Raw genomic sequence first — 24,477 nt, 5'->3', positions numbered from 1 at the left:
GTGCAGGCACTTCTATCATATGCATTTTGTTTTTCATCCATTTGAAATCTCTCTTTTCCTTTCTAAAAACGTAATTCTTTCAATTACAACTTCTGTTCTATATATTCTCTTTCCTTGATCATTCTCGTAATTGCTCGTATGAATACGGCCCGTAATGCCAACGAGAGAACCTTTCCGGCAGTACTCTAATACATTCTCAGCCGACTTTCTCCAAACAACACAATAAATATAATCTGCTTGTTGTTCCCCTAAACTATTTCGAAATCCTCTATTTACAGCAATACAAATACGCGCATAAGGAATTCCTTGCTTTGTATAGTATAATTCTGGATCTTTTGTTAATCTTCCAACTAATACAACTCGATTCATCATATATATCACCTCACATTTTTTCTCCATTGTAGAAAAAAAGAGAAAATAGGTAAAAAATGAAAAATGATATATTTCCGTTCAGAAATCATAACTTTAAATCTAATAAAATAAAAAAAGAAATTGTATATGATGCAATCATGCAGAATTTCTTGAAATATTTATGCTTCTCGGTAAAAGATAGAATACCCTCCACGAGTCATTCGTATATCAGCACGATAAAAGTAAGCGAATTCACTTTACTTACAAATTCTAGCTGTTCTTGAGATTCTTTAGCATACTTCTCAACAGCTGTATAAATGATTTCAGAGGATCGATACTAAAGTAGCATCTAATTCGAAAAACTTTAATTTATAGTTCTCCCCCATTGATTATCTATGTTAGATCATAACAAACTTTCATTAGCTTTAGAAAGAGAAAAGCAAAAAACCTGTACGTTTGCAAACGTACAGGTTTTTCTACTAATCATTCTTTGCAAAGTAAGAAACGAAGCGAAGAATTTCTAAGTATAACCATACTAGCGTCATCATTAGACCCATTGCGCTATACCACTCCATATATTTTGGAGCGCCGCTGCGTGCACCATTTTCGATTAAATCGAAATCTAGTAATAGATTTAATGCAGCAACGACAATAACAACCGCACTAATGATTATACCGATTGTTCCACCTTGGTGAATATATGGAACTGTTACACCAAAGATATTTAATGCGAAAACAATTAAGTACATAATCGCAATTCCAACGGTTGCAGCCATAATACCTGTGCGGAATTTATCCGTTACTTTTACTACGCGAGTCGCATATAACACTAACATTGCAAATAAAATGGAAACAGTTAGTAGTACCGCATTTAAAACGATAGAATCTCCAAAACGCATTGTGTATATAGCTGAAACACTTCCTAACACAACACCTTCTACCGCTGCATAAATCGGCGCACCAATCGGTGAAATACGCGGAATAAAGATTGATGCAAATGCGATAATAGCAGCAACAATTAACGCACCAATAAATACTGGCATTTTCATTACACCATTCATCATCTGTATGTATGAATAGACAGACGTTGCAAGAAGCAAGATCAGCATAATAAAAGTTTTGCCTACCGCTCCGCTAATTGTCATGGCAGACGCACTTGCTCCTTCTTTACGAAATGCCTCTTTTTTCAACATTGGATTAGATGTTCTCATTTTTTCCCTCCTATAATAGGTTCTACCAATAGTGTAAAGTTTTTCTCTTTATATTTCAATATATGCAGCTTGTTTTTATTTTAATCCTTCAACAATATCTGAAAGCTCACTCCATCGTTCCATCGCTTTCTCTAGTTGTTCTTCAAGTTGTTCCTGTGCTTCAGCAAGTTCTTGCGCCTTCGTAAAGTCAGAACCTACATTTGCAAGTTCTTCTCCAACCGCTTCCAATTTTTCTTCCAGTTCTGCTATCTTATCCTCAATTGTGTCCCACTCGCGTTGTTCGTGATAAGATAGTTTGCGTTTCCGTTGTTGTTTCGGTACTTCTTCTACTTTCTTTTCTTTTCGTACTTCAGCTTTTTCAAGTCGTTCTTTTGTTTTTTCTATTTCTAAATAGTCACTATAACTTCCTAAAAATTCACGAACTTCACCATTTCCAGTAAAAATAAATAATTCGTCTACGACTTTATCTAGAAAATAACGATCATGCGATACGGTTAACACTACGCCTGGAAAATCTTCTAAATAATCTTCTAATACTGTTAATGTTTGTGTATCTAAATCGTTTGTTGGTTCGTCCAATAACAATACATTCGGTTCTCCCATTAAAATGCGCAATAAATATAATCGTCTTCGCTCACCACCAGATAATTTCCCAAGTGGCGTTCCATGTGAATGCGGCTCGAACAAGAAACGCTCTAGCATTTGTGAAGCACTAATGACTTTGTCATCTGTCGTATGAATAACCTCTGCAACCTCTTTAATATATTCAATCATACGTTGATTTAAATTCATTTCTTCGTTTTCTTGTGTATAATACGCAATTTTTACAGTTTGTCCTACTTCAATTTCACCACTATCCGGAGATAATTTACCTGCAAGCATGTTTAATAATGATGATTTCCCGCTACCATTTGCTCCAATAATCCCAATGCGGTCACCTGGTTTTACAATATGACTAAACTTATGAAGTAACGTCTTATCCCCAAACTTTTTCGTTACATCTTTTAATTCAATCACTTTCTTTCCTAGTCTGCTACCGCTAAGTGCAATATCAACAGCCTGCTTCGCAGCAGGTCCTTCTTGATTCTTTAAATCTTCGAAACGTTGAATACGAGCTTTTTGCTTCGTTGAACGTGCTTTTGCTCCGCGGCGAATCCAAGCTAATTCTCGGCGATATAAATTTTGTCGTTTTGCTTCTTGCGCTAGTTCTTGTTCTTCACGAAGTGCTTTTGCTTCTAGAAATGTACTGTAATTCCCTTCGTAGCTATATAATTTTCCTTTATCTAATTCAAAAATGCGGTTTGTTACGCGGTCTAAGAAATACCGATCATGTGTAACAAGTAAAACAGCTCCTGTATACCTTGATAAATACTCTTCCAACCACTCTACTGTTTCATGATCTAAATGGTTCGTTGGTTCATCTAGTATGAGTAAATCTGGTGTTTCAATAAAACATTGTGCCATCGCAATACGTTTCTTTTGTCCTCCAGATAAATTTCCAACTCTTACAGTAAAGTCTGTGATCCCTAATTTCGTTAAAAGAGACTTCGCATTCGCATTTGCTTCCCATGCATTCATTGCATCCATACGTTGCTGCATCGCAAATAATTGCTCTTGTACTTTTTCACTATTTGGATTTTGTTCAATCTGCAATAGCGATTGTTCATATTCACGAAGAAGCCGAATAAGAGGTGTATCTCCATGAAAGACTTGTTCAAGAACAGTTAAATCTTCCTTAAAGTCTGGCTGCTGTGGTAAATAACTAATTGTATACCCGCGCGTATGTGTCATATCGCCTGTATCTGGAATTTCTACACCAGCGATAATTTTTAACAATGTTGACTTCCCTGTACCATTTACCCCAATAATTCCAGCACGTTGTCCTTCCGCTATGCTGAATGATAATCCATGAAATAACGGCTTATCTCCATATGATTTTGATACATTTTCGACTGTTAACATTTTCATATTTGCCCATTCCACTCTTTCATAAATTGTTCAATAAATTCTTCCATATAAAGATGACGACTTTCCGCCTCTCGCTTCGCTGCATCTGTATTCATTAAGTCTTTTAACTTTAACAGCTTTTCGTAAAAATGATTGAAAGATGGATCATTATTTTTTCTATACTCTTCTTTCGTCATCGATTCACGCGGCGGAATATTGGGATCATACATTAATCTTCCCTTTGCTCCTCCATATGCAAATGTACGAGCAATGCCAATAGCGCCAAGAGCATCTAAACGATCCGCATCCTGAACGATTTTTCCTTCTAGCGATTCTACCTTGCCGCCATGTCCACCTTTATAAGACATATTTGCAATAATATGTAGAATATGTTTCCTTATTTCCTGTTCTACCCCTAACTTCTCTAGCCAGTCAGAAACCTTTTTCATTCCAGCTTCTTCACTTTCATTCAGTTTCTCATCCGCAACATCATGAAGCAAAGCTGCCATCTCAATAACAAAAAGATCCCCACCTTCTTGCTTGGCTAAAGAAGTCGCTAATTTATGTACACGCTCAATATGATACCAATCATGCCCGCTTGCGTCTTTTTCTAAAATATTTTTAACAAACGTCACTGTTTTTTGAATTTGTTCCTGTTTTATCATTTATCTTCACCCAGTTTCTTATTGTAACACGCCCTTATTTTTTCATCACATATTTTCTTGTCTGCCCATAGACTATTTTGTATGTATGATGATGAAGGAGGAAATCAAATGTTCTATCATAATCAACAGCCTTACCCGGGGCAACCGTACTACCCTCAAAACGCAGAACAACATGCTGCAATCACAGACCAAGAGCTTCACGTAACATCACAACCTCAGTATTCAAGCCAGTCAGACTTTGTAAAAAACTTTCAAGAAAACCAAATCTCACAAAATCCATATCTCACTCAACAACATCAAGAACCTCAATATAGGCAGAATTCCTATACGCCACAACACTCAGAAGAAACGCAGTATCTTCCAAATACAAATCAACAAAATCCATACTTATCAGAGCAAGCTACCTATCAGCAGCCTCAAATGTATCAACCATATCCAAACTTTCGCGTTTCTCCACCAGCACCAACATTAAACCCGATACAACCACAAATCTTACCACCAGGCCCTGCGACACCAATTCCAACTGAACCGACACAAGAACAAATTCAACAAGTTGTCGGCACACAGTTTCTCTCTTTAAAAAAACCTGTCCTTGATTTCGTAAAACCTTGGGTTCAATACGGTATGAATGAAGCAAAGCATACATCCCACGAACACGCAATGACCGAAATTGCTGCAATTATGTTTTTAGTTGGAAAAGGATTCAATCCAACGATTGCGCATTATATTGTAGAATCTTGGGAGAAGAATGAGCAGTTTTAGAAGCATTTTACATTTCCAACAAAGAACCCCCTAAATGTTTGAAATACAAGCACTTAGGGGATTTTTTATTTATCCCGCTATTTTAGGGGCAGCCCGATTGGTGAGGGCTCATAATCAGTGGGGATGAGGAAAAACCCCACTGATTAAAGTTTCGCTTTATAACTACTGTCTTACTTCATAATACCATCCGCGCGCTTTTAACCATGCTTCAAACTTTGCAAGCGATTCTTCGCTTAAACCACCTGTGACAGCAAATGGATTGTTTCCTTCCCCTGGAAACTCAATCTTTGCCCACCAATTATGATCTAAAAAATACTTTGAAACTTCCGAAATAGCATTCACACCTAATCCGCCTGTGACAACATATTTACTTACGGGTACTAGATCTACTCCTGTAACAGTTGACACAAGTGCACGCGCCGCCTTGTCCGCATTTTGATTATATTTCTTCATGTCACTTTCATTATCTATAAACAATAGTTCAAAATAATAATCTGTTTTTGTTTTATTTAACCACCCTAAATCAGGACGAGATTTTACCCCGCGCCAGTTTGTCCCAAATGCATTAGCAACAACTTTCCCAAGTTGTTCACACTTCGCTAAATTTCCATAACTCGGATGATATAACACTTCAGTTCCACTTGCAGAACCGTTGAAGGAATTCAAATGAAAAGTGGCATCAAAAGCACTTTTCACGCGTAAATGATTATTTGCACAATTGGTCCAAACGGCCGTCTGTGTTGTGCCGACGTTATCCGTACAATCTACCACACTCCAACCCGCTTGTCTAAAATAATGTCCAACTCGCTGCACAAAATCCCGAGCAACTAATTCTTCTCTGCCGTAAGAGCTGTTTGCCCCAGGAACGATGCTATTATGACCTGCTGAAATTGCTGCAATTGGCACTATAAATCATCTCCTTTTCTATTATCATATTCAGAACTTGTCTTACGGTCAGAGCAAATGCCTAAAATACTACGATATTCTTACATATTATGATTCTCTTTTCTTGATTGGCTCACTAACCTCTGCACACTTAATAAATTTTTCACTGTAGCTTTGAGTAAAATCACGCCGTAAAAAAATATGGCAATGTTCTCAATCTCGTTTAGCCTCTTTTTTTATAAATTAAAGAGACAGTTTAATTGAAGATGATATAATAAATCTGATTATCTTAAGGGGGGCATTGTTTTGTACGGAAAATGCATTAAATTTTACGAATTCGGTAGTCCTAAAAATGTGTTAAAAATTGAATATAAAAATATAGAACCACCAAAAAACAAAGAGATTATAGTTCGAATGTTAGCGCGACCTATAAATCCATCTGACTTAATTCCAATAAGAGGAGCATATGCACATCGGATTTCTTTACCTAACATACCTGGTTATGAAGGAGTTGGTATTGTAGAAGATATAGGCTCCTTAGTTTCTAAAGACCTTATTGGCAAACGTGTCTTACCTTTACGTGGAGAAGGTACTTGGCAAGAATTTGTTAAGACATCAGCAGACTTTGCTATTCCTATACCTGATTCAATTAATGACTTTACAGCAGCACAAATGTATATCAATCCAATTACAGCATGGGTGACTTGTACGGAAATTCTAAAATTAAAACCAAACGATGTTTTATTGGTTAACGCTTGTGGTTCTTCCATTGGGCACCTTTTCGCTCAACTATCGCAGATTTTAGGTTTTCGATTAATTGCAGTTACAAGAAACAAGAAATATACAGAGGCTTTACTTCACCTTGGTGCTTCTTATGTAATAGATACTTCTACCGTTTCACTCTATGAAGCAGTGATGGAATTAACAAATGGAATCGGGGCAGATGCTGCTATTGATTCCATTGGAGGCTCAGATGGAAATGAATTGGCTTTTTGTTTACACCCTAATGGGAATTTTTTAACCATAGGGCTTCTATCAGGGATACAAGTAAATTGGGGAGATATTGTAAATAGAGCGAGAGTAAATGCTAATATGTTTCATTTACGAAATTGGAATAAAAATGTCTCAGTATATAAATGGCAAGAAACATTCCATCATTTGATTCATTTAATAGAGGATAAAAAATTACGCTTCATGACAGCTGATTCTACTCATGATTTAACAGATGTAATAAAAGCTATCGATGCAGTCGAATCCTTTAAAAAAACGAAAGGGAAAGTATTTTTAACAAGTTATTAACTTATGAAAGCAAAAAAGTATAATCAATTTTTTTATTCTAAACTATCATGTAATACAACAAAAATCTTCTATCAACAGAAGATTTTTGTTGTATTATTTAAAATTGAAACGGTCCTTCCTGTTTTTCTATCTCCTACAAACAGTTGATTCATCCAATTATATTGTGATAACGCTCTTTCCAATTTGTTACTTATTTCATTAGAAACAGAATAAAAGTAAGACAGAACCTTCACTTGAGAGGTGCGTAAATAAGGTTCAATTCTAGAAAAAACAGCAGAACATTTTCAATCCCGAATCTGTAAATAAAGTAGCCCCTCCTACTTTATCACTTGTATACAATAAAAAAGAAGATTCATTTTGTTAGAATCTGCTTTCTTAAATACCATTCATCAAATAAAAACATAGAATATTGCTTCACATAGTCCCTTTCATAATTAATCCTAAAATTGCTAAAACAATTGAACTGATAATAATCCGTAAAATCCAAGTTGTATTCAAGCTTATTTTTTCTAATTGTTTATTTATGGTAGAAATATCTTTTTCGTTAATCGTTGTACGAGTTTCCAAATTACGAATATCTCGCATAATTTCCTTTTGATTTAACTTTAAGTCTTCCATTTTGGACTTTAGGTGATTAATTTCTTCCATACTTTCACCACTCTCATAAAAAGGTATATACTGATAATTTGCTTATCTTTTTTATCTTGTATCAAAAACCTATATATATCATTACCTACTTACTAATATGGAATCCCTCCACTATATATTCATCGTCATATTTATCATAGTGTAGGCCACTACCTATTTTCTGCCTTGTAACTTGATCTTGTAAGAATAAAGAACTTTCATCCCTAGTTGTCCCGATTTCAATTCCATATTTTTTCGTTAAGTAGGCCAATTCTATTAAAAACCATTCTCTTCGCAATTCTACCGGCAGGTTGTATGTTATTTTTTTCATCTCATTTATCACCTCATCTATTTTCCAGAAAGGATTTCTGATTCATTTCTATACTATTTGATTACTTTCATATGCTTTATAGCACTATACTATATGCATGTCCGCACGAAACTGTTCCACCTTTCCAAATAGCAGTAAATCAGAATGAAGAAATACAAGCGATATATAAATCGCAAATATAAAAATAAAAACCTGCACTTTTTTCGCTTTTCATTTCACATAAAAACCATTTTACTATGATACACATTTAGTTAACATAAAAATATTATGTATTAGTAGGGAGGTGGAGTTCTCTCACACCTTCCTACTATACTACTTCACATTAAGAACATCTTGATGCACCTATCGCTAGCAAGAACTCCGCAAAACTTTCAAGAATTGGCACTTTTAACGTAATCAAATCATCCACTTTTGTAACTAAGAAGAACTCACCATTTTCTTCCAAAACACAAAGCACTACTAATTGTAAGTTCATTTCATTTCCCTCCTTTCAGACGAGATACTATACTCTATGAATGAACCTCAAAAAAGTAATAGTATTTATATCTATTTTTTATGATATAAAGAAAAAATAATATAAAAACCTATTAAAAACTACATACCCTTAATATATTGCTATACAATTAAATAAATCATATTTTACAAATGGAGGTAAAAACATGTTTTTGGGAGTAATATCGGTGCAATTTTATTTTTGATTGCTATCATTCTACTCATTTTATATATTGTTTCATCCTTTAAGAAAGAAAAATGGGAAAGCAATGAAATACGGGAGGCCTGCAGTTGTTTGTGTCTTATTACAAGAAAGTTCTAGACTAAAAATAAAAAGGGCTATCCCATAAGTCGGTTTCACCGAGTTATGGGACAGCCCTTTTTACTTCTTTGTTTTGATATAAACTATGCAATACTTGAACGGATTTCTTTTGCTCTTTGTTCCACTTCTTCTACGTTAGATGCATGCCCTAACTCTACTAATAACCCAGTTGCAACCGTCCCTGTACGATTTCGTCCACCGGAGCAATGGTAAAAATATTTTTTCCTTGTTCTACAGCTTCCTTACGATCGTTTTCAACTTCTACTTTTGGATCCATTCGGCTTATCGTAATATTTCCTAGTTCTCCATGCATGACATAATTAACATGTGCTGCAGGATCAAAAATTTCAACCTTTTTCATCTCTGATTTCTCCCTTTCTTTATAAAATAAGCCGAGAAAAAATTCTCGGCTTATTTTGTTTTCAATTATTCTCCTGTTTCAGCGAATTTTTTAATGCGTGCGCCAATTTCATCACGAACTCTTTGGAATACAGACCATTCTTGACCAGCTGGATCATCAAATCCCCAGTGAACTCGTTTTACATGAGGCGGTGTGGTTGGACACACATCATTTGCATGACCACAAAGTGTTACAACAAGATCCGCTTTATCTAAAATGTCACGATCAATGATATCTGATGTTTGATCCGTAATATCAATATCTACTTCTTTCATTGCTTTAACCGCATTCGGATTTACTCCATGCGCCTCAATACCAGCAGAAAGTACATTCCATTTGTCACCTAAATATTCTTTGCCCCAAGCTTCTGCCATTTGGCTACGACAAGAATTTCCTGTGCATAAAAAGTAAATTATTTTCTTGTTTTCCATGATAATTCCACCTTTATTATGAATATTTATTTGGGTTGTGTTTGAAAGTATTTACGCTGGAACCAAAGTGCGACATTTACAAGTGCGATCATAACTGGAACCTCGACTAAAGGTCCGATAACTGCTGCAAACGCTGCACCTGACTGAATTCCAAATACACCTACAGCTACAGCAATCGCTAATTCAAAGTTATTACTTCCTGCTGTAAAGGCTAATGTTGTTGATACCCCATAACTTGCACCGATTTTTTTGCCCATAAAGAAAGAGACAAAGAACATGATTACAAAATAAATGAGTAACGGAATTGCAATACGTACAACATCAAATGGTACGCTAACAATCACTTCTCCTTTTAGAGAGAACATCACAATGATAGTAAATAGTAATGCGATTAAAGTAATTGGACCAATCTTTGGAATGAATACTTTTTCATACCATTCTCGTCCTTTCGTTTTTACAAAAATCAAGCGTGTTAGCATTCCTGCGATGAATGGAATTCCTAAATATATAAACACTGATTTTGCAACCTCTGCCATTGTTATATCTACAACAGCACCTTCAATTCCTAACCATTCTGGAATAACTGTTACAAACACATAAGCATATACTGAGAAAAATAACATTTGGAATACAGAGTTAAATGCTACTAATCCTGCCGCATATTCTGTATCTCCTTTTGCTAAGTCATTCCAAACGATAACCATCGCAATACAACGTGCTAGGCCAATCATGATTAATCCAACCATATATTCTGGTTTATCTGGTAAAAATATAATGGCTAAAGCAAACATTAAAACTGGACCAATAATCCAGTTTTGTACCAGTGATAATACTAATACTTTTACATCTTTAAAAACGCGCCCCATCTCTTCGTAACGAACTTTCGCGAGTGGAGGATACATCATTAAAATTAATCCAATGGCAAGCGGAATAGAAGTAGTTCCTACCTGTAAGCTATTCATTCCCTCTACAAAACCAGGGGATAGATATCCAACACCAATTCCAATAACCATGGCAAGGAAAATCCAAAGAGTTAAATACCTATCTAGGAATGACAGTCGCTTTTTCCCCGTGTTGCTCATTCTTCTCACTTCCCTTTCCTATTGTTAAACTAACATTTACATCGAAGGGTTGGATTACACTTTTCAATTTGTTGAATATTTTCTTTCTGATCAGGAACATGTTGCAAAATATCTTTGATAATTGGATAAAAGCTACTTTCTTCATTTAAAGAATAGTAAATCCATTGTCCCTGTCTTTCTTCTTTTAATAAGCCAATATCTTTTAATTTTCGAAGATGTTGACTTATAGATGGTTGGCTCATATCAAAGACTACTTGAAGTTCACATACACAACATTTACGTTCATTTAAAATTGCAATGGTTGTAAGTCTTGTTTTATCCCCAAGTAGCTTCAAAACACCGGATACTTGCGTTAACTCTACAACTGTTTTTTGCATCGCAATCCCTCCTTTCAAATAATTATATAAGCATACACTTATATGTTGAGTAAAAAAAATAGATTCTTATGCAGTTGTTCAAAATAAATATTAAACCCTAACTGAATTCGATATAAGTATATAACTAATTACTTATATGTTTCAAGTCATATAACTCATTTTCAGAAAAAAATTATTACTTCTGGGTATTCACTGCAAATGTTTTAGTTGAGCAACATCTTAAAACAAAGTATACGATTTTTCTTATTTTGTAACCAATTCATCCATCTGATTTAATTCTTTATATACTTGCTCAAAGTTTTGAAATGTATAATTTCCATATGCAGTATGATCTCCTTGGCATCAATAAGAGTACACTTCTGGAAATTCATAACAAGTTTAAAATAGGACTTAAAGTATTCCATACTAAGTTGGCTTCCATTATTAATAATCATATAATCACCTTATTTCATTTATTTAACAACCTATCTTACAACTTCATCTCTCCATCAAAACGTTATCCTTCCAAATTCCATTTACCTACCCTAGTTTCTCCCACACCTACATATGCACATCTTGATGATACTTTACTAACAGAAGCCCATCCAATAATAGTTTAATGTATTTTAGCTACTATACATGTCTTTAGATCACGATTCATTTTCCATTTGTTCCAATCAGAACATTCCGTCTCAATAGTAGCCGTTTTAGTTCATATACCCTTTAAATATATCGCTTACCTGAATCCAATCTTTTTCTGTTAGCTGAACAATACTATACTCCATAATTTTCATCAACCCTTCTAACTATTATGTTTTTTACACTTTAAGGCCCTTAGTCAACTTACTAAGAACCTTAAAGTGAACATTAACCAGGTTTAAACTCTAAGTTTTCTTCAAAAAACTGATCACTTATAGGTACTTTCCTTTTGTGTATCTGTTGAACTAGTCAGTCTAACGTCTCCTATTATTGAGATGGAAGATACTATTATTCATTAATGTTTTCTATATTTAAAATTTCTATTTTAAGACCACAAATATGCAGCTCCCTTAATTTGATAGTCTAAGTTTACATGCCCTTATTTTATGGAAAAGTAGTTCTAAAAAAATAGAAAAGCCTCCTTATTGAGGCTTTTCTATTTAAAACTTCATTATCCTTTTCTTCCCTCATAATGTCCTACGTAATAAACTTTACCTTCTTTATCATGTTTTACCTCTATTCCTTTCAGGTACCAATGAACTCCATTTTGATAAAAATAGTTAGCAAATCTATTATCATATCTGATTTCATCCCTTTTAAAAATCGAATCTAATGTACTGAATTCAGTTTTAGGACTAACAGTATTTTCTGTAGTTGTTGTACTTGCTGATGCAGCCCCAATTCCTCCTGTTAATGCAATACCTGTCGCTAAAGCTCCAACTACTAATTTCTTAAACATAACAATTCCTCCTTTAATAATTTTATAACTTACACCCTAAATATAACTTAATTTACAAAAATGTAAATATGTTCAAATTATAGAAAAAATTGTTTAATTTTTAGGAATATTGAGATTCTACTTTATCAAAGATTACTAAAAAATATCGATTATACTAGAAGGCGACACTTCCTTATTTTTTAGTTTTAATAACTTGTTTTTAACTACATTACATTGCAAAGGAAAAGACATCTGAAGATCTCATGATTATGAGCCCTCACCAATCGGGCTGTTACGAGCAGCCCTACTCCCACCTATCTTCCTTGCTTCTCTCTGAATCTTGAGGTGGGCGTCTTACTGCCCTAAAATAGCGGGATAAAAAAATCATTTCGGCACCATAATCTGTACCTTTTGTAAAATTCATTAAAGATATAAAAACAGCTATTTTTTCATGGAGTACCCATGAAAGAATAGCTGTTTTTGATGAAAATGATACATACGTAACCTTAAGTTGATAGATGTTTGACGTGCCCCCTTATTAGTCAAATAACCCGCAATTTATTATTATTTTTGATATAAAAAACAAGTTGATATACACTTCGGAATATATTAAAAATTAATAAATACATTAATCTATAAAAGAACCTACTTATATAGCAAGAAATAGGTCCTTTTATGCTTTAAATTACATAAATACTAAAATATCATAGATAGATTTTCGGCTATTTTACTCCTACTTGATTCCAAGCCGTTTCTACTGCTTTATATGTTGCACTACCATAACCATCATAATCAGCTGCAGATTGTAGTAAAGCTGTACGAGCTTGTTTAAAGTCACTTGTCGGTGTTAAATATGTTGTTAACGCACGATAATAGATTTTTTCTGCTTTTTCTTTACCAATAGCATTAATTGTCAAATATGCAGCCTTATTTGGGATACCACTATTAATATGCACACCACCATTATCTCCTTCTTCAGTTGCCGGAAGATATTGATAATCCCTCATATGAGAAGGTTGTCCATATTTCTCAGGGTTTGATAAACTACGAAGTGCATCTCCAGAAATACCAGGTGTATATACAGCTTCTCCTAAATCCCAGTTTGCAGGATCCACAAAATATCCAAATACGTCAGAGAACGATTCATTTAATGCACCGGATTGATTTACATAACGAAGATCAGCTGAATATTGTGTCACAGCATGAGTTAGTTCGTGCGCAACAACATCAAGAGAACCAGAAAGAGGAGCGAATACGCGCCCATCGCCATCTCCATAAACCATTTGCTGTCCATTCCAAAATGCATTATTTACATTCACTCCATAATTCACACCAGAACGAATTGTTTTTCCTTTTCCATCAAAACTGTTGCGATTATGAACATTTTTATAGTAATCATAGACTTTTCCTGCATGATAATGAGCATCAACCGCAGGTCTTTGCTCTTTATTTATCCAAGCATTATCATCATCCCATAAACGATAGTTAACTGGGTAATCTGCATTACTATGATTTACCGTAAATGTTTCAATATACCCTCCATTCATAGGCTTTGTCGTATCCTTTAAATAGTATTTCCCTTTTACACTGTCAAAAGTTGTATTCAATTCTTTTCGATCACCTAATACTCCGTATCCATATCCTTTTCGAGGACTATCTGCATCTGTAACTGCGTTATATGAATCTATAATTGTTCCATCTTCCGCATTCACATAAATCTGCCAGTTCGCTCCGTAAGGTTTGATAAATTGCAGTTGTACTTTAAACGCTAGATAATAAGTTCCGTCTTTTTCATATACAACTAAGTCTGCTTTTTCATTTGTAGATTCTAAGTTTTCTTTTACTTGATCTAACGTATTTCCATCCACTTTTACTAAAGTATCATTCTTTGTAAGTTTAATATGTTTCCAAGCATTTGAAAGAGCTGTTTCTTTTGTGATTTTTGCTTTTGTATCCCCTTTTAGGTTCTCTTCAGCAGCTGGGTGAATATCTCCATTTACTGTTGTTACCTTACCCTCTTTATCTGTATGAACAACGAATTGTGCACCATCAACAGGTACCTTATTTACAGACCTTGTATAAACATAATGTTTCATACCTAAATCATCAGACTTCACTTCTTTAAGTGTTAGATCCGTTTGTGGATTGATTTTAAATAGTTCTTTATTTTCTTCAAGAAACTCTTTTACTGCTTTTTGACTTTCTACCTTCTTATTAGATAATTCCCCTGAGAGAAATGCTGGACTTCCTTGTCCCTCATTCCAATTTTTTTGTTGGATTTCCATTTTATCCATTGCTTCTTTTTGAAGTGCTTGTTCTTCTGCAAACGCAGTTGAAAAAGGTGCACCTAACATTGTTCCTGCAGCAAGCAATGTAATAACAGTTTTTTTCATACATTTTCCCCCTTCAATATGAGTAAAATAAAACATATAATTACAAATTTAAATATACAATTATTTTCGAAGTTTTTATATAAATATGAATAATTGCATATATATATATTTTAAGTATAATGTCTATTTCGCAAACGAATGCAGAATATTCTGTCTCTAAAGTGGATAATGGATTTAAAAAAAGTTGAAGATGTATTTTGAAAACTTCATTTGACCGTTAAAAAAATGAAACTACCTGTCCCCGATTGAGTATAGGGAACAGGTAGCGTAAGTGTTTTATTCCTGTCTCACATTAGTGGTCCAATTCACCATATTAATAGTTTTTTTATTGTGGTAAAAAATGAAACAAATAAAGTTTTATCAATTCTCCATTAATCTAATTAACTTTTACTCAGTCTATTTAATTGTTCCCTCAACACAATATTTTTCACCAGTCGAAGTAATATCGCCTTTAACTGTAATAATTTCATTAAAAATAATATTAATTTCACTTCCCCCCTTATGAACCTAAATTCTTCTTTGACAGATTTAACTTATATTAACTTAATAAAATTATAAAGTACTAGGAATGAAAAAGCCCAATTCAGAGCTGTAATCATTAAGTTAAGGTTATGACAGTCACCCTTTCATATATCAAAGGGTGACTGTTTTTTCATGTCCTCATGAAAGTTAGAAGACCTATCAAAAGTACTGGGAACACATATCGTTATATCAAAATTCACTTCAATAGGCTGCTTAAAAACAAATTATATTGAAGTCTTATTTGAATACGCCGAATCATTCGTTTAATGATAATCCTAACTTTTCACTAAATACTTCCCGTAAATAGTCTTCTAAGATCCTTGTTGTAAATTTTTCATTACGACCTAAAGCAAATAATTCTCCATCTTGTACAATAATTGTATCAAGAGAAGTAGCTACTTTATCAACAATTTTTGTAATTTCAATTATATTATGTTCAGTATTCACTTCCGTTTTAAATTCGATATTTTCCACTACTATATGCGAACGTAAACCCGATGTAAAAAAAGAAAAATCGGGATTTCTTACAACCCCTATTTTAATTTCTAGTTGATATAAATATCGAAAGATCACATCTCTATGCCCATCCTTAATCATTTTTTCACTCTTCTCGTTTTCTAAATACTCTTTAACTCCTCTTGCAAATTCATCTAGGAAGCTCACTTTTTGATGCTCCTTTCTATATTTAGTATCAGCACGATAAATTAATACAATTGTATCATAGCGAAAAAACATGTTCCTATTAAATGAAAAATAAAAAGAGCAACTATACACAAAGTGCTCTTTCTTCAAAAAAACATATTTTTACAATTCATCTTTCCTATAATAAATATCATACCGTTACATCCTACTAAGTATTCAAAAATCGGTAGCAAAAAAATTGAATGAGCTGTTTAACGGAAGTGACCAAAGTAGTGACTTGTGATTTTTAGAGCAGAAGTGTTTCAATTGCTTTCTCTAATTCTTCTGGCTTTATTTGCGGAGCAAAACGATTCATTACTATTCCATCACGACCAATTAAAAACTTTGTAAAATTCCATTTTACAGCTTTTATTCCCAATATGCCCGGCGCTTGTTTTGTTATATATTGATATAGTGGATGAGCATGTTTACCTTTCACATCAATCTTTGCAAACAATGGGAAGGTTACCTCATAATTCATTTCACAAAAATTTAAAATCTCCTCTTCTTCTCCTGGTTCTTGTCCTCCAAATTGGTTACATGGAAATCCTAAAATTTCAAATCCTTGCTCTTTATACTTCTCATATAAAGATTGTAACCCTTTATACTGTGGTGTAAACCCACATTTACTAGCAACATTTACAATTAAAAGTACCTTTCCCTCATAATCTCGGAGCGACCTCTCTTCTCCAGTCATTGTTTTAACAGAAAAATGATAAACAGTCATCTAATTACACTCCTTTCTCTTCTCTCAAGTTCATTCCATCATATGTATTTTGTTCCCCTCTAATGAGAACGCTTTAATTTTGTTCAAAAATTCGACACAAAATACTAGACATTTTCTTTGGAAAGTTTTACAATTAAATTGTGAACAAAATGTGACAGTTTACATTCTAAATTGTGACATTTTCAATTCCATTATAAATCATAAAAGGATGGTGTTGATAATGAAAACTGCACAACATAAAATGCTTTCCAATCGTGAGTTTTATTTCGTATTATATATGATGTTATTATTTGTCGCTGGCTGGGTAATGGATGTAAACGGACTATTTTTAAGTAAATACTTTACTTTAGCTGGTATGATTACACTTCCACTTGTTGGAGGAATCGTTGGATTCTTCATTATGTCAATCAGTAAAAACCACTCAAAATAATAGCATTACATAAGGGTAGAAAATGATTTTTCATTTTCTGCCTTTTTCTTTTATAATAAAAAAAATATGAACTTATAAGGAGCGGTTAAGGCGATTTAGATATACGGAATTTTTCTGACATCAAAAAAAGACATGGCTAATAGTAATTTATAGCCATGTCTTCTTTCCTTTATCTCGGTTTTCTTTTCCCAGTAAATGCAGGTTTCTTTTTCTTTGGTGCTTTCGGCTTCGACTCTACGAATGTGCCTTTAAAAATTTCTTGTTTCTTAAACACGATGCCTAATTTGTTCGCAAATTGCAGTAATTTACGTTCTTCCTGTGGTGTGACAAGAGAAATAACGGTTCCTTCTTTCCCCATACGTCCTGTACGCCCTGAACGGTGAATGTATTGGTCTAACGTATCTGGTAGTTCCAAATGAATGACATGTGTTAAGTCGTTAATATCCAACCCACGAGCCGCTACGTCTGTCGCAAGTAAAATTTCTAGTTTCCCGCTGCGGAATGCACGCATTGTTGCTTCTCGTTCTTGTTTACTTGCTTCTGCATGAAGAGCTGCTGCTTTCATTTTGCGATACTTTAATTTCTCTGCAATTTCATCTAAGCGGTACGGATCGTTTAAGAATGCTACCGCTTTCACTTGACCTGTATGCATAATTCTTCTTACATACTCATTTTTCTCACGGCGCTCACAAACGATATACATATGCTCTACTAAGCTTTTTGTTTCTGCACGTTTCACGCATATGAATTGTGGTTGCACAGCAAAATCACGTGCTACCTCTTCCGCCTCTTTTGTCATTGTTGCCGAGAAGAATACTAATTGGCGGTCACGCATTGTTGATTTGATGACATCAAATATCGTATCTATCATCTTTTGTTTTACGATTTGATCAAACTCATCAAATACAATTGTTTTCACTTCGTGCATTTTTAATTTTTTCATGCGAATTAATTCTAAAATACGTCCAGGTGAACCGACAATTACTTTCGGATGCTTCTTCAATTTCTCTACTTGTCGCTTTATATCAGCACCGCCAATTAAAGATGCACCGGAAATCTCCGTTCCCGCTGTAAACTTTTGAACTTCTGCATGAATTTGCATAACAAGTTCGCGTGTTGGCGCTAAAATCACAACTTGTGGCTGTTTTACTTCTGGATTAATCTTATGTAAAAGGGGTAATAAATACGCTAATGTTTTTCCTGTTCCTGTTGGAGATTCAGCAATAACGTCTTGTCCGTCTAAAATCGTTGGAATTGCTTGTGCTTGAATTTCAGTACACTCTTTAAAACCCGCCTTCTCCCAAGCTTGTTGTAAAAATGGTTGCATATCTTTTATCATTCGTTTTTCTCCTTTATCTCTATTTTTGAAGAAAATGCTGTATTTCTCGCACTGTTTCTATCATGTGAGAAACAACAGCTATTAAATCATCAACATGGTCTTCTGTAATCGCTTTTTGAAATAGAACTTCTGTCTTATTATAATATGAAGTCGCTTGCTTATTATATTCGTATGAAATTGTTTGCACAATCATTCGTTCTTTTCCCCATATCGACTGTAATAGTGTTTCTGTTTTAGGACACATTACTTCTGGTTGTTCTACCGGAAATGAAAATGCTAGTTTCATTTCGCATCCCGGTATAAATTGCGGGACTTCTAATATTTCACCAGACAAATTCTTTGCATCAACAGATAGCGAAAACGTTGCTTCAACCGCATGTTCTAATCGTTCTGTTAATTGAAATGAAATATTGTATATACGACGTAATGATGCAAGATCCATCATATCTTTTCGATTCGTAACAAGAATATCTCCGTGTAAATCGAAATCATAAATAGCTCCCTCTACGATTACTTTTAAATTTTCAAAAGCAGTTGGATCAAACATAATTTCCTCCAAAAAACAGGCGCCTTTCCATCGAAAGGCGCCATTTGATGTATATATAGTTTACAGATAAATGAGATGAATTACAACCTTTTAGAATAAACCGACTGCTTTACCATCTTCATTTACATCCATTTGAAGCGCAGCAGGTTGTTTTGGAAGGCCTGGCATTGTTAACATTGTGCCTGTTAACGCAACGATAAACCCTGCACCAATAGATGGTTTTAGTTCACGAATTGTCACAATAAAGTCAGATGGACGTCCCAATTTTGTTGCATCGTCAGAAAGAGAATATTGTGTTTTCGCCATGCATACCGGCAAGTTCCCCCAACCTTCTCCTTCAAATTGTGCTAACTGCTTACGTGCTTTCGGAGCAAATTCAATATCTTTTGCGCCGTACACTTTTTGAGCAATTGTACGAATTTTTTCTTCTAATGATGCGTTTAAATCATACAGTGGTGCGTATTTATTTTCACCTTTTTCAATTACTTTCAATACTTTCTCGGCAAGATCTACACCACCTTGACCACCTTTCTCCCAAACTTCTGTTAAGGATACTTCGTAGCCACGTTCATTACACCATTTTTGTAAATATGCTACTTCGGCATCTGTATCTGTAATAAATTTATTAATTGCAATAACGAATGGAACTCCAAAGCTTTGAATCGTTTCAACGTGTTTTTGTAAGTTTTCCATTCCTTTTGCCAATGCATCTACATTTTCTTCTTTTAGCTGATCTTTCGCTACACCGCCATGCATTTTTAGCGCACGAATTGTTGCAACAATAACAACCGCTTCCGGTTTAATTCCTGCCGCACGCGCTTTAATATCAAGAAACTTCTCAGCACCTAAATCTGCACCAAAGCCAGCCTCTGTAATAACATAGTCGCCTAATTTCGCAGCCATTGTTGTTGCGATTACACTGTTACAACCATGAGCGATATTCGCAAATGGACCACCATGAATAATAGCGGGCGTATTTTCTAATGTTTGTACTAAGTTTGGTTTTAATGCATCTTTTAATAAAAGCGTTAACGCACCTTCTACACCTAAATCTTTCACTGTAACTGGTTGGTTTTCAAAATTATAAGCCACTACAATGCGAGATAAACGTGCTTTTAAATCTTGAATATCCGTTGCAAGGCAGAATACAGCCATAATCTCAGATGCTACTGTAATATCAAATCCATCTTCGCGCGGTACACCTTGAACTGGTCCACCAAGGCCAATTACAACATTTCGAAGAGCGCGATCATTTAAATCAACGCAACGTTTCCAAACAATTTTACGCGTATCAATTTGAAGTGCGTTTCCTTGTTGGATGTGGTTATCGATAAATGCCGCTAATGCATTATTCGCTGTTGTAATCGCATGAATATCGCCTGTAAAATGAAGGTTAATATCTTCCATTGGCACAACTTGCGAATAGCCTCCGCCTGCTGCACCACCTTTTAAACCCATCGTCGGCCCAAGGGATGGTTCACGAAGAGCGATGACTGCCTTTTTACCAATCTTATGAAACGCTTGCCCTAAGCCAACTGTAACCGTTGATTTCCCTTCCCCTGCTGGAGTTGGGTTAATTGCTGTTACTAAAACAACTTTTCCTTCTGTTTTTGTTTGTAAGCGCTTAAAAATATCGAGGGATAATTTTCCTTTATAATGACCGTAAGGTTCCAGTTCTTCTTCTAAAATGTCTAATTCAGCTGCAATGTCTTGAATCTTTTTCATACGAGCTTCTTGTGCAATCTCAATATCAGATTTAACTGTTGTAGTAGTTGTCATATACCCTAGTCCCCCTTTAATTGGTTCTGACCATATTGTATCAGTTTTTTGTATTTTCTGCACTCATTTCCCTCCTAAAACGTATGCCTTTCTTTAGATGTTATTTCTTCAACATAAATACCCACAAAAAAGTTAATGCTTGCCGTAGTTCTACAGATAATTGCTCAAGCATTTTTTCATTTACTCCCCGCTTATAAACACCCATGCCATCCACGACTTGGAACCCTTGTTCCTTCGCTAATTTTTCAAATTCCCACGGCATCATCGTATTACAAACAACATTTTCACCGTATAAACGGGGATAGCTATTTTCACGCGGTTTTGCTGTTGGTCCTAAAAGTGCTATGCAAGCATATCCACCACTATATAAAATACGCTTAATCTCATGCAATGACTGCAATGGATCTTCTGTCCATTCTAAAGAATTAATAGCTACTATCGCTGAAAAACGCTCATTTTCAAATGGCAATGCTAATAAATCTCCCTTTATAAAAGATAAATTCTCTCCTTCTCCTCGTTCTTTTGCTTTTTGAATCATCTGCTCCGATAAATCAATTCCGCATACTTTATACCCTGCTATACTTAATTTATATGTACCATACCCATCACCACAACCAATATCTAAAACCTTCTCTCCTTTTTCTACATACTTTTCAAAAAATGGGATAATTGTACTACGGCTACCATGATCCCACATTTCTTGACTATTTCGATTCCAAGATTCTGCATTACGATTCCATTGTTTCTCTGCTGATTTATGCCAATTAAACTTTGTCATCCCTTCCCCTACCTTCCTTTATTTTCATTCATTATCTTTCCACACATTTTTCCTCAATTCCTGTTTATTCTTCCAAAGAGCTGGACATGATAGCAACAGGCTCTATATTCACCAATTTTTTCTTCATTTGGATATAACTCATATTCATGTTCTCTTCTTTGTGAAAAATAATAAAGATACACCCAATTGAAAGAGGGGGATGTATATGCCAAGAAAACGAACACACCACTTTAAAAGTGGTCAAAAAAACGAAGAGTATGCAGCTGAAATTGCACCGCATCACCTTCCTATAAGAAAAAGGCATAAAGAAACCTCAAATGAAGTGGAAGGAAGTAACACAAGTACAATTATTGGTTATGTTGCTTTATTTCTTTCTTTATTTTCAATCGCCTTTTATCCTGTTACACTCGGTTCCCTTTCTATTTTAATTGGTTTGGTAGCTGTTAACTTCGGAGCGAAAACTCTCGGATATACAGCGATTGGGTTTGGTAGTTTTTCTGTCTTGTTTACTTTGTTATATCCGTTCGTTTTGTCAGCATTATAAAAAACACACCAAGTTTCACTTGGTGTGTTCACTCATGATATAACATAATATGTCCACATGCACAGCAGTGTTTTGCGATAATTTCTTGAAATACAGGATAATTCTCCTCATCTCGCTGTTCTATAAAGACTTTCTCAAACCGATACATATTCGGCGCATACGCCCAGTCTTGTTTTGTTCGAGCATATAATGTAGATGTAAAAAAATCCTCTCCTCCGCAAACAATACATACCTTCTTCATTCATACCCCTCCTATGCTTGTCTTACTTTATCTATATGAACAGAAAGATAAAAAAAAGACCTTCTATCACGAGAAAGTCTTTTCTGAAACAAACAAAAATGTACCAAATATACCAAATCCGCTATATTCTTTCTTTTTGCCTGCCTCTGTTTCGAATTTTTGTTTTATTGTTAGAAAGAATACACCATTTCGTGCATCCGTGCTTACAAATTGCATTTTTTCTTCTTGTTTTCCTACCTTTTGTATACATGTAAAGTCATCTTGATGGCAGTTTAAACCATACTTATCCTGTATATATAAGCGAAAATCAGCTTCTTTCGGACAAGTTAAGAGTAATACCGCAATAAGAATAAGACTCGCAATGCCTACAATCGTATAATATTTCTTCATTTGCTCTCCTTTCAAAACAGAAGAAAAACTTGACCAATCCCGTCAAGTTTTTCTTAGTCCGCAATCCATTGCCATTCTTGTTCTTTCTTATCAAAAATAAGCCAACCCGTTTCCGTTGCCTTTCCTTTTAATTCCTCAATGTTATCCACTATCTCGTCCGTACTTTCATACGAACCAATTACATATACAGGAATCTCTAACCCTCTTCTTGACTCGATCTTTCCACCCAAATCAATATACAATCCGTCTTCCATGAGCGGAATCAGTTCAAGAATCACTTCTTTTGAAATAGCTGGGAAAATTTTCGATTTCTGAAAGAACGGAAACCGTTTCTTTCCAAAAGAACCGAACTTATACGGAATCACCTTGCTCAGCATCCCTACAAAATCGGATATTCTACGGTAATATACTTTGTTATACCAACCATCATCATGTGAAAAATACACAAACCGATTTTTGAGCAATGGGAAGAACGCTCTTCCAAGCGGCTCTTTCTTATGAGCCAAGTATAGAAGCTCCGCAATTTCTTTCGGCTCTAACTCATCTAAATCGTTTGCATCATCAAAATCCACCCAACAAAACTCATCAAACTCATCAATTTCAGCTTTTATTAACTTATGTATATTGTCTTCTTCAACATATTCAAATAAAGTATGATAATGAAAATCAGTCCACTCAAAATTATGCTTCAAAAGCAATACTTGATGAAGAGGTGAAGGGATATTATTTGCAAACTCTTCAAATGTAATTCCAGAAGTAATAAAACAATGACCTCGACGATTACCATTAATATATATCATATTCTTTACTTGGTCAGATCCTCCAGACAAAGCACCTAGCCACCTTCGTTTTATATGTTTCAATTCTATAGCATATTTTATCATGAAAAATTTTAGAAACATAGAAAAAACTTCAAAAACTATTTACAATTTCGTAAGTTTTATTACATAGTGATTACAATTAAAAAAACCTGTTAAAAAACAGGCTTTTTTACGCAATTTCATCTGGATTTTGCGGGCGATGCGGCTCAGTCTGTTTTTCATTTTTTTGAAAAATAGACTGGATTTTATCAATGGTTTGCGGGGCCAGTTCTATTACTTTTTCAGCTAAATGCGTCGCATTTTGTAAGTGAAGAATATTCACACCGTCCTTATTCACAACAAGAAACGCTACTGGTGTAATAGAAACACCCCCTGCGCTTCCGCCACCAAATGCAGCATTACCGCTTGTTTTCGGCCCATCATGAGTTTGGAAGTCAGACCCTCCTGCTCCAAAACCAAACGCTACTTTGGATACTGTTAATACAACACCACCGTCAGCCGTTTGAACAGGTTCTCCAACAATTGTATTAACATCGACCATTTCCTTTAAATTTTCCATTGCCGCTTTCATCAATCCTTGAATTGGATGTTCCACCGTTCATAACCTCCTTTGTCATATCTTTCCTAGTTTTTCCGAAACTTCATGAACTAAACATAAATTTTCATATTGCATTTAAAACTAATAAGTAATAATATTTAGAAAAAAG

At 34.7% G+C, this 24,477-nt stretch carries 27 protein-coding genes and 1 pseudogene; 4 read left to right on the top strand and 24 right to left on the bottom strand.

The features are described 5' to 3' along the window. Positions 1-33: 33 nt before the first annotated feature. From BCER98_RS08425 to BCER98_RS08410, 4 genes are all read right to left on the bottom strand, one after another. Positions 34-372 carry a single-stranded DNA-binding protein gene (locus BCER98_RS08425; RefSeq protein ID WP_041809657.1) on the bottom strand — a complete coding sequence of 113 codons (339 nt, stop codon included), beginning with the start codon at positions 370-372 and terminating at the stop codon, positions 34-36. Positions 373-830: 458 nt separating this feature from the next. Then, on the bottom strand, positions 831-1,562 hold the full coding sequence (locus BCER98_RS08420; RefSeq protein WP_012094098.1) for a Bax inhibitor-1/YccA family protein: 732 nt from the start codon (positions 1,560-1,562) through the stop codon (positions 831-833). 75 nt (positions 1,563-1,637) lie between these two features. Continuing rightward, positions 1,638-3,530: an ABC-F family ATP-binding cassette domain-containing protein gene (locus BCER98_RS08415; RefSeq protein WP_012094097.1), complete on the bottom strand. Its 1,893-nt coding sequence runs from the start codon at positions 3,528-3,530 to the stop codon at positions 1,638-1,640. Then, positions 3,527-4,174, bottom strand: coding sequence for an HD domain-containing protein (locus BCER98_RS08410; protein WP_012094096.1), 648 nt, complete (start codon positions 4,172-4,174; stop codon positions 3,527-3,529). Before BCER98_RS08410 ends, BCER98_RS08415 begins: the two co-directional genes overlap by 4 nt. Before the next feature lie 108 nt (positions 4,175-4,282). Here BCER98_RS08410 and BCER98_RS08405 point away from each other — a divergent pair, with 108 nt between their 5' ends. Next, complete coding sequence (locus BCER98_RS08405; RefSeq protein WP_012094095.1) at positions 4,283-4,936, top strand: superantigen-like protein SSL4; 654 nt, start codon at positions 4,283-4,285, stop codon at positions 4,934-4,936. Between the two features lie 162 nt (positions 4,937-5,098). Here BCER98_RS08405 and BCER98_RS08400 read toward each other — a convergent pair whose 3' ends face one another. Continuing rightward, positions 5,099-5,842, bottom strand: coding sequence for an N-acetylmuramoyl-L-alanine amidase (locus BCER98_RS08400; RefSeq protein WP_012094094.1), 744 nt, complete (start codon positions 5,840-5,842; stop codon positions 5,099-5,101). Positions 5,843-6,127: 285 nt separating this feature from the next. On the opposite strand from BCER98_RS08400, the gene BCER98_RS08395 reads away from it, so the two are divergent. Continuing rightward, positions 6,128-7,120 (top strand): zinc-dependent alcohol dehydrogenase family protein, encoded by a 993-nt coding sequence (locus tag BCER98_RS08395; RefSeq protein ID WP_012094093.1) that lies wholly within the window; start codon positions 6,128-6,130, stop codon positions 7,118-7,120. Positions 7,121-7,534: 414 nt separating this feature from the next. Here the strand turns inward: BCER98_RS08395 and BCER98_RS08390 are convergent, their stop codons facing one another. From BCER98_RS08390 to BCER98_RS08330, 11 genes and pseudogenes are all read right to left on the bottom strand, one after another. Then, on the bottom strand, positions 7,535-7,768 hold the full coding sequence (locus BCER98_RS08390) for a hypothetical protein (protein WP_012094092.1): 234 nt from the start codon (positions 7,766-7,768) through the stop codon (positions 7,535-7,537). A gap of 85 nt (positions 7,769-7,853) precedes the next feature. Next, positions 7,854-8,078 carry a hypothetical protein gene (locus BCER98_RS08385; protein WP_012094091.1) on the bottom strand — a complete coding sequence of 75 codons (225 nt, stop codon included), beginning with the start codon at positions 8,076-8,078 and terminating at the stop codon, positions 7,854-7,856. A gap of 322 nt (positions 8,079-8,400) precedes the next feature. Continuing rightward, positions 8,401-8,553 carry a hypothetical protein gene (locus BCER98_RS08380; protein WP_012094090.1) on the bottom strand — a complete coding sequence of 51 codons (153 nt, stop codon included), beginning with the start codon at positions 8,551-8,553 and terminating at the stop codon, positions 8,401-8,403. Between the two features lie 422 nt (positions 8,554-8,975). Next, positions 8,976-9,136: pseudogene (locus BCER98_RS23460) on the bottom strand (protein-tyrosine phosphatase family protein); the annotation flags it as partial. A 182-nt stretch (positions 9,137-9,318) separates the two neighbouring features. Further along, on the bottom strand, positions 9,319-9,723 hold the full coding sequence (gene arsC, locus BCER98_RS08370) for an arsenate reductase (thioredoxin) (RefSeq protein WP_012094088.1): 405 nt from the start codon (positions 9,721-9,723) through the stop codon (positions 9,319-9,321). Positions 9,724-9,749: 26 nt separating this feature from the next. Then, positions 9,750-10,805, bottom strand: coding sequence for an ACR3 family arsenite efflux transporter (gene arsB / locus BCER98_RS08365; protein ID WP_012094087.1), 1,056 nt, complete (start codon positions 10,803-10,805; stop codon positions 9,750-9,752). A 29-nt stretch (positions 10,806-10,834) separates the two neighbouring features. Further along, positions 10,835-11,182: an ArsR/SmtB family transcription factor gene (locus BCER98_RS08360; RefSeq protein WP_012094086.1), complete on the bottom strand. Its 348-nt coding sequence runs from the start codon at positions 11,180-11,182 to the stop codon at positions 10,835-10,837. A 1,129-nt stretch (positions 11,183-12,311) separates the two neighbouring features. Continuing rightward, positions 12,312-12,599: an LCI fold-containing protein gene (locus tag BCER98_RS08345; protein WP_012094085.1), complete on the bottom strand. Its 288-nt coding sequence runs from the start codon at positions 12,597-12,599 to the stop codon at positions 12,312-12,314. A gap of 701 nt (positions 12,600-13,300) precedes the next feature. Then, positions 13,301-14,971, bottom strand: a complete 1,671-nt coding sequence (locus BCER98_RS08340) for a M4 family metallopeptidase (protein WP_012094084.1) — start codon at positions 14,969-14,971, stop codon at positions 13,301-13,303. 777 nt (positions 14,972-15,748) lie between these two features. After that, positions 15,749-16,156, bottom strand: coding sequence for a DUF3942 family protein (locus tag BCER98_RS08335; protein ID WP_041810341.1), 408 nt, complete (start codon positions 16,154-16,156; stop codon positions 15,749-15,751). 265 nt (positions 16,157-16,421) lie between these two features. Further along, entirely contained in the window at positions 16,422-16,901 is a 480-nt protein-coding gene (locus BCER98_RS08330; RefSeq protein WP_012094082.1) for a glutathione peroxidase, read from the bottom strand. Positions 16,902-17,109: 208 nt separating this feature from the next. On the opposite strand from BCER98_RS08330, the gene BCER98_RS08325 reads away from it, so the two are divergent. Further along, entirely contained in the window at positions 17,110-17,331 is a 222-nt protein-coding gene (locus BCER98_RS08325; RefSeq protein WP_176371929.1) for a DUF3925 family protein, read from the top strand. 169 nt (positions 17,332-17,500) lie between these two features. Here the strand turns inward: BCER98_RS08325 and BCER98_RS08320 are convergent, their stop codons facing one another. The 4 genes from BCER98_RS08320 to BCER98_RS08305 all read right to left on the bottom strand — a co-directional run bounded on the left by BCER98_RS08320 (position 17,501) and on the right by BCER98_RS08305 (position 21,774). Beyond that, positions 17,501-18,670 carry a DEAD/DEAH box helicase gene (locus BCER98_RS08320; RefSeq protein ID WP_012094080.1) on the bottom strand — a complete coding sequence of 390 codons (1,170 nt, stop codon included), beginning with the start codon at positions 18,668-18,670 and terminating at the stop codon, positions 17,501-17,503. Positions 18,671-18,689: 19 nt separating this feature from the next. Further along, positions 18,690-19,217: a hypothetical protein gene (locus BCER98_RS08315; RefSeq protein WP_012094079.1), complete on the bottom strand. Its 528-nt coding sequence runs from the start codon at positions 19,215-19,217 to the stop codon at positions 18,690-18,692. A gap of 90 nt (positions 19,218-19,307) precedes the next feature. Beyond that, positions 19,308-20,996: a formate--tetrahydrofolate ligase gene (locus tag BCER98_RS08310; RefSeq protein ID WP_041810338.1), complete on the bottom strand. Its 1,689-nt coding sequence runs from the start codon at positions 20,994-20,996 to the stop codon at positions 19,308-19,310. 100 nt (positions 20,997-21,096) lie between these two features. Continuing rightward, positions 21,097-21,774 carry a class I SAM-dependent methyltransferase gene (locus BCER98_RS08305; protein WP_012094077.1) on the bottom strand — a complete coding sequence of 226 codons (678 nt, stop codon included), beginning with the start codon at positions 21,772-21,774 and terminating at the stop codon, positions 21,097-21,099. Between the two features lie 205 nt (positions 21,775-21,979). Between BCER98_RS08305 and BCER98_RS08300 the strand changes: the two genes are divergently transcribed. Then, positions 21,980-22,318 (top strand): hypothetical protein, encoded by a 339-nt coding sequence (locus tag BCER98_RS08300; RefSeq protein ID WP_012094076.1) that lies wholly within the window; start codon positions 21,980-21,982, stop codon positions 22,316-22,318. 28 nt (positions 22,319-22,346) lie between these two features. Here the strand turns inward: BCER98_RS08300 and BCER98_RS08295 are convergent, their stop codons facing one another. From BCER98_RS08295 to ytfJ, 4 genes are all read right to left on the bottom strand, one after another. Then, on the bottom strand, positions 22,347-22,559 hold the full coding sequence (locus BCER98_RS08295; RefSeq protein ID WP_012094075.1) for a hypothetical protein: 213 nt from the start codon (positions 22,557-22,559) through the stop codon (positions 22,347-22,349). A gap of 66 nt (positions 22,560-22,625) precedes the next feature. Further along, the gene (locus BCER98_RS08290; RefSeq protein ID WP_012094074.1) at positions 22,626-22,949 is read right to left on the bottom strand and encodes a hypothetical protein; all 324 of its coding nucleotides are present in this window, start codon (positions 22,947-22,949) and stop codon (positions 22,626-22,628) included. 53 nt (positions 22,950-23,002) lie between these two features. Next, positions 23,003-23,779, bottom strand: coding sequence for a hypothetical protein (locus BCER98_RS08285; RefSeq protein WP_041809655.1), 777 nt, complete (start codon positions 23,777-23,779; stop codon positions 23,003-23,005). Between the two features lie 160 nt (positions 23,780-23,939). After that, entirely contained in the window at positions 23,940-24,365 is a 426-nt protein-coding gene (gene ytfJ, locus BCER98_RS08280) for a GerW family sporulation protein (RefSeq protein WP_012094072.1), read from the bottom strand. Positions 24,366-24,477 lie beyond the last annotated feature (112 nt).

Source organism: Bacillus cytotoxicus NVH 391-98 (assembly GCF_000017425.1).
In the GTDB taxonomy this organism is placed as follows: Bacteria; Bacillota; Bacilli; order Bacillales; family Bacillaceae_G; genus Bacillus_A; species Bacillus_A cytotoxicus.
This window is presented reverse-complemented; position numbering and strand designations above follow the sequence as displayed.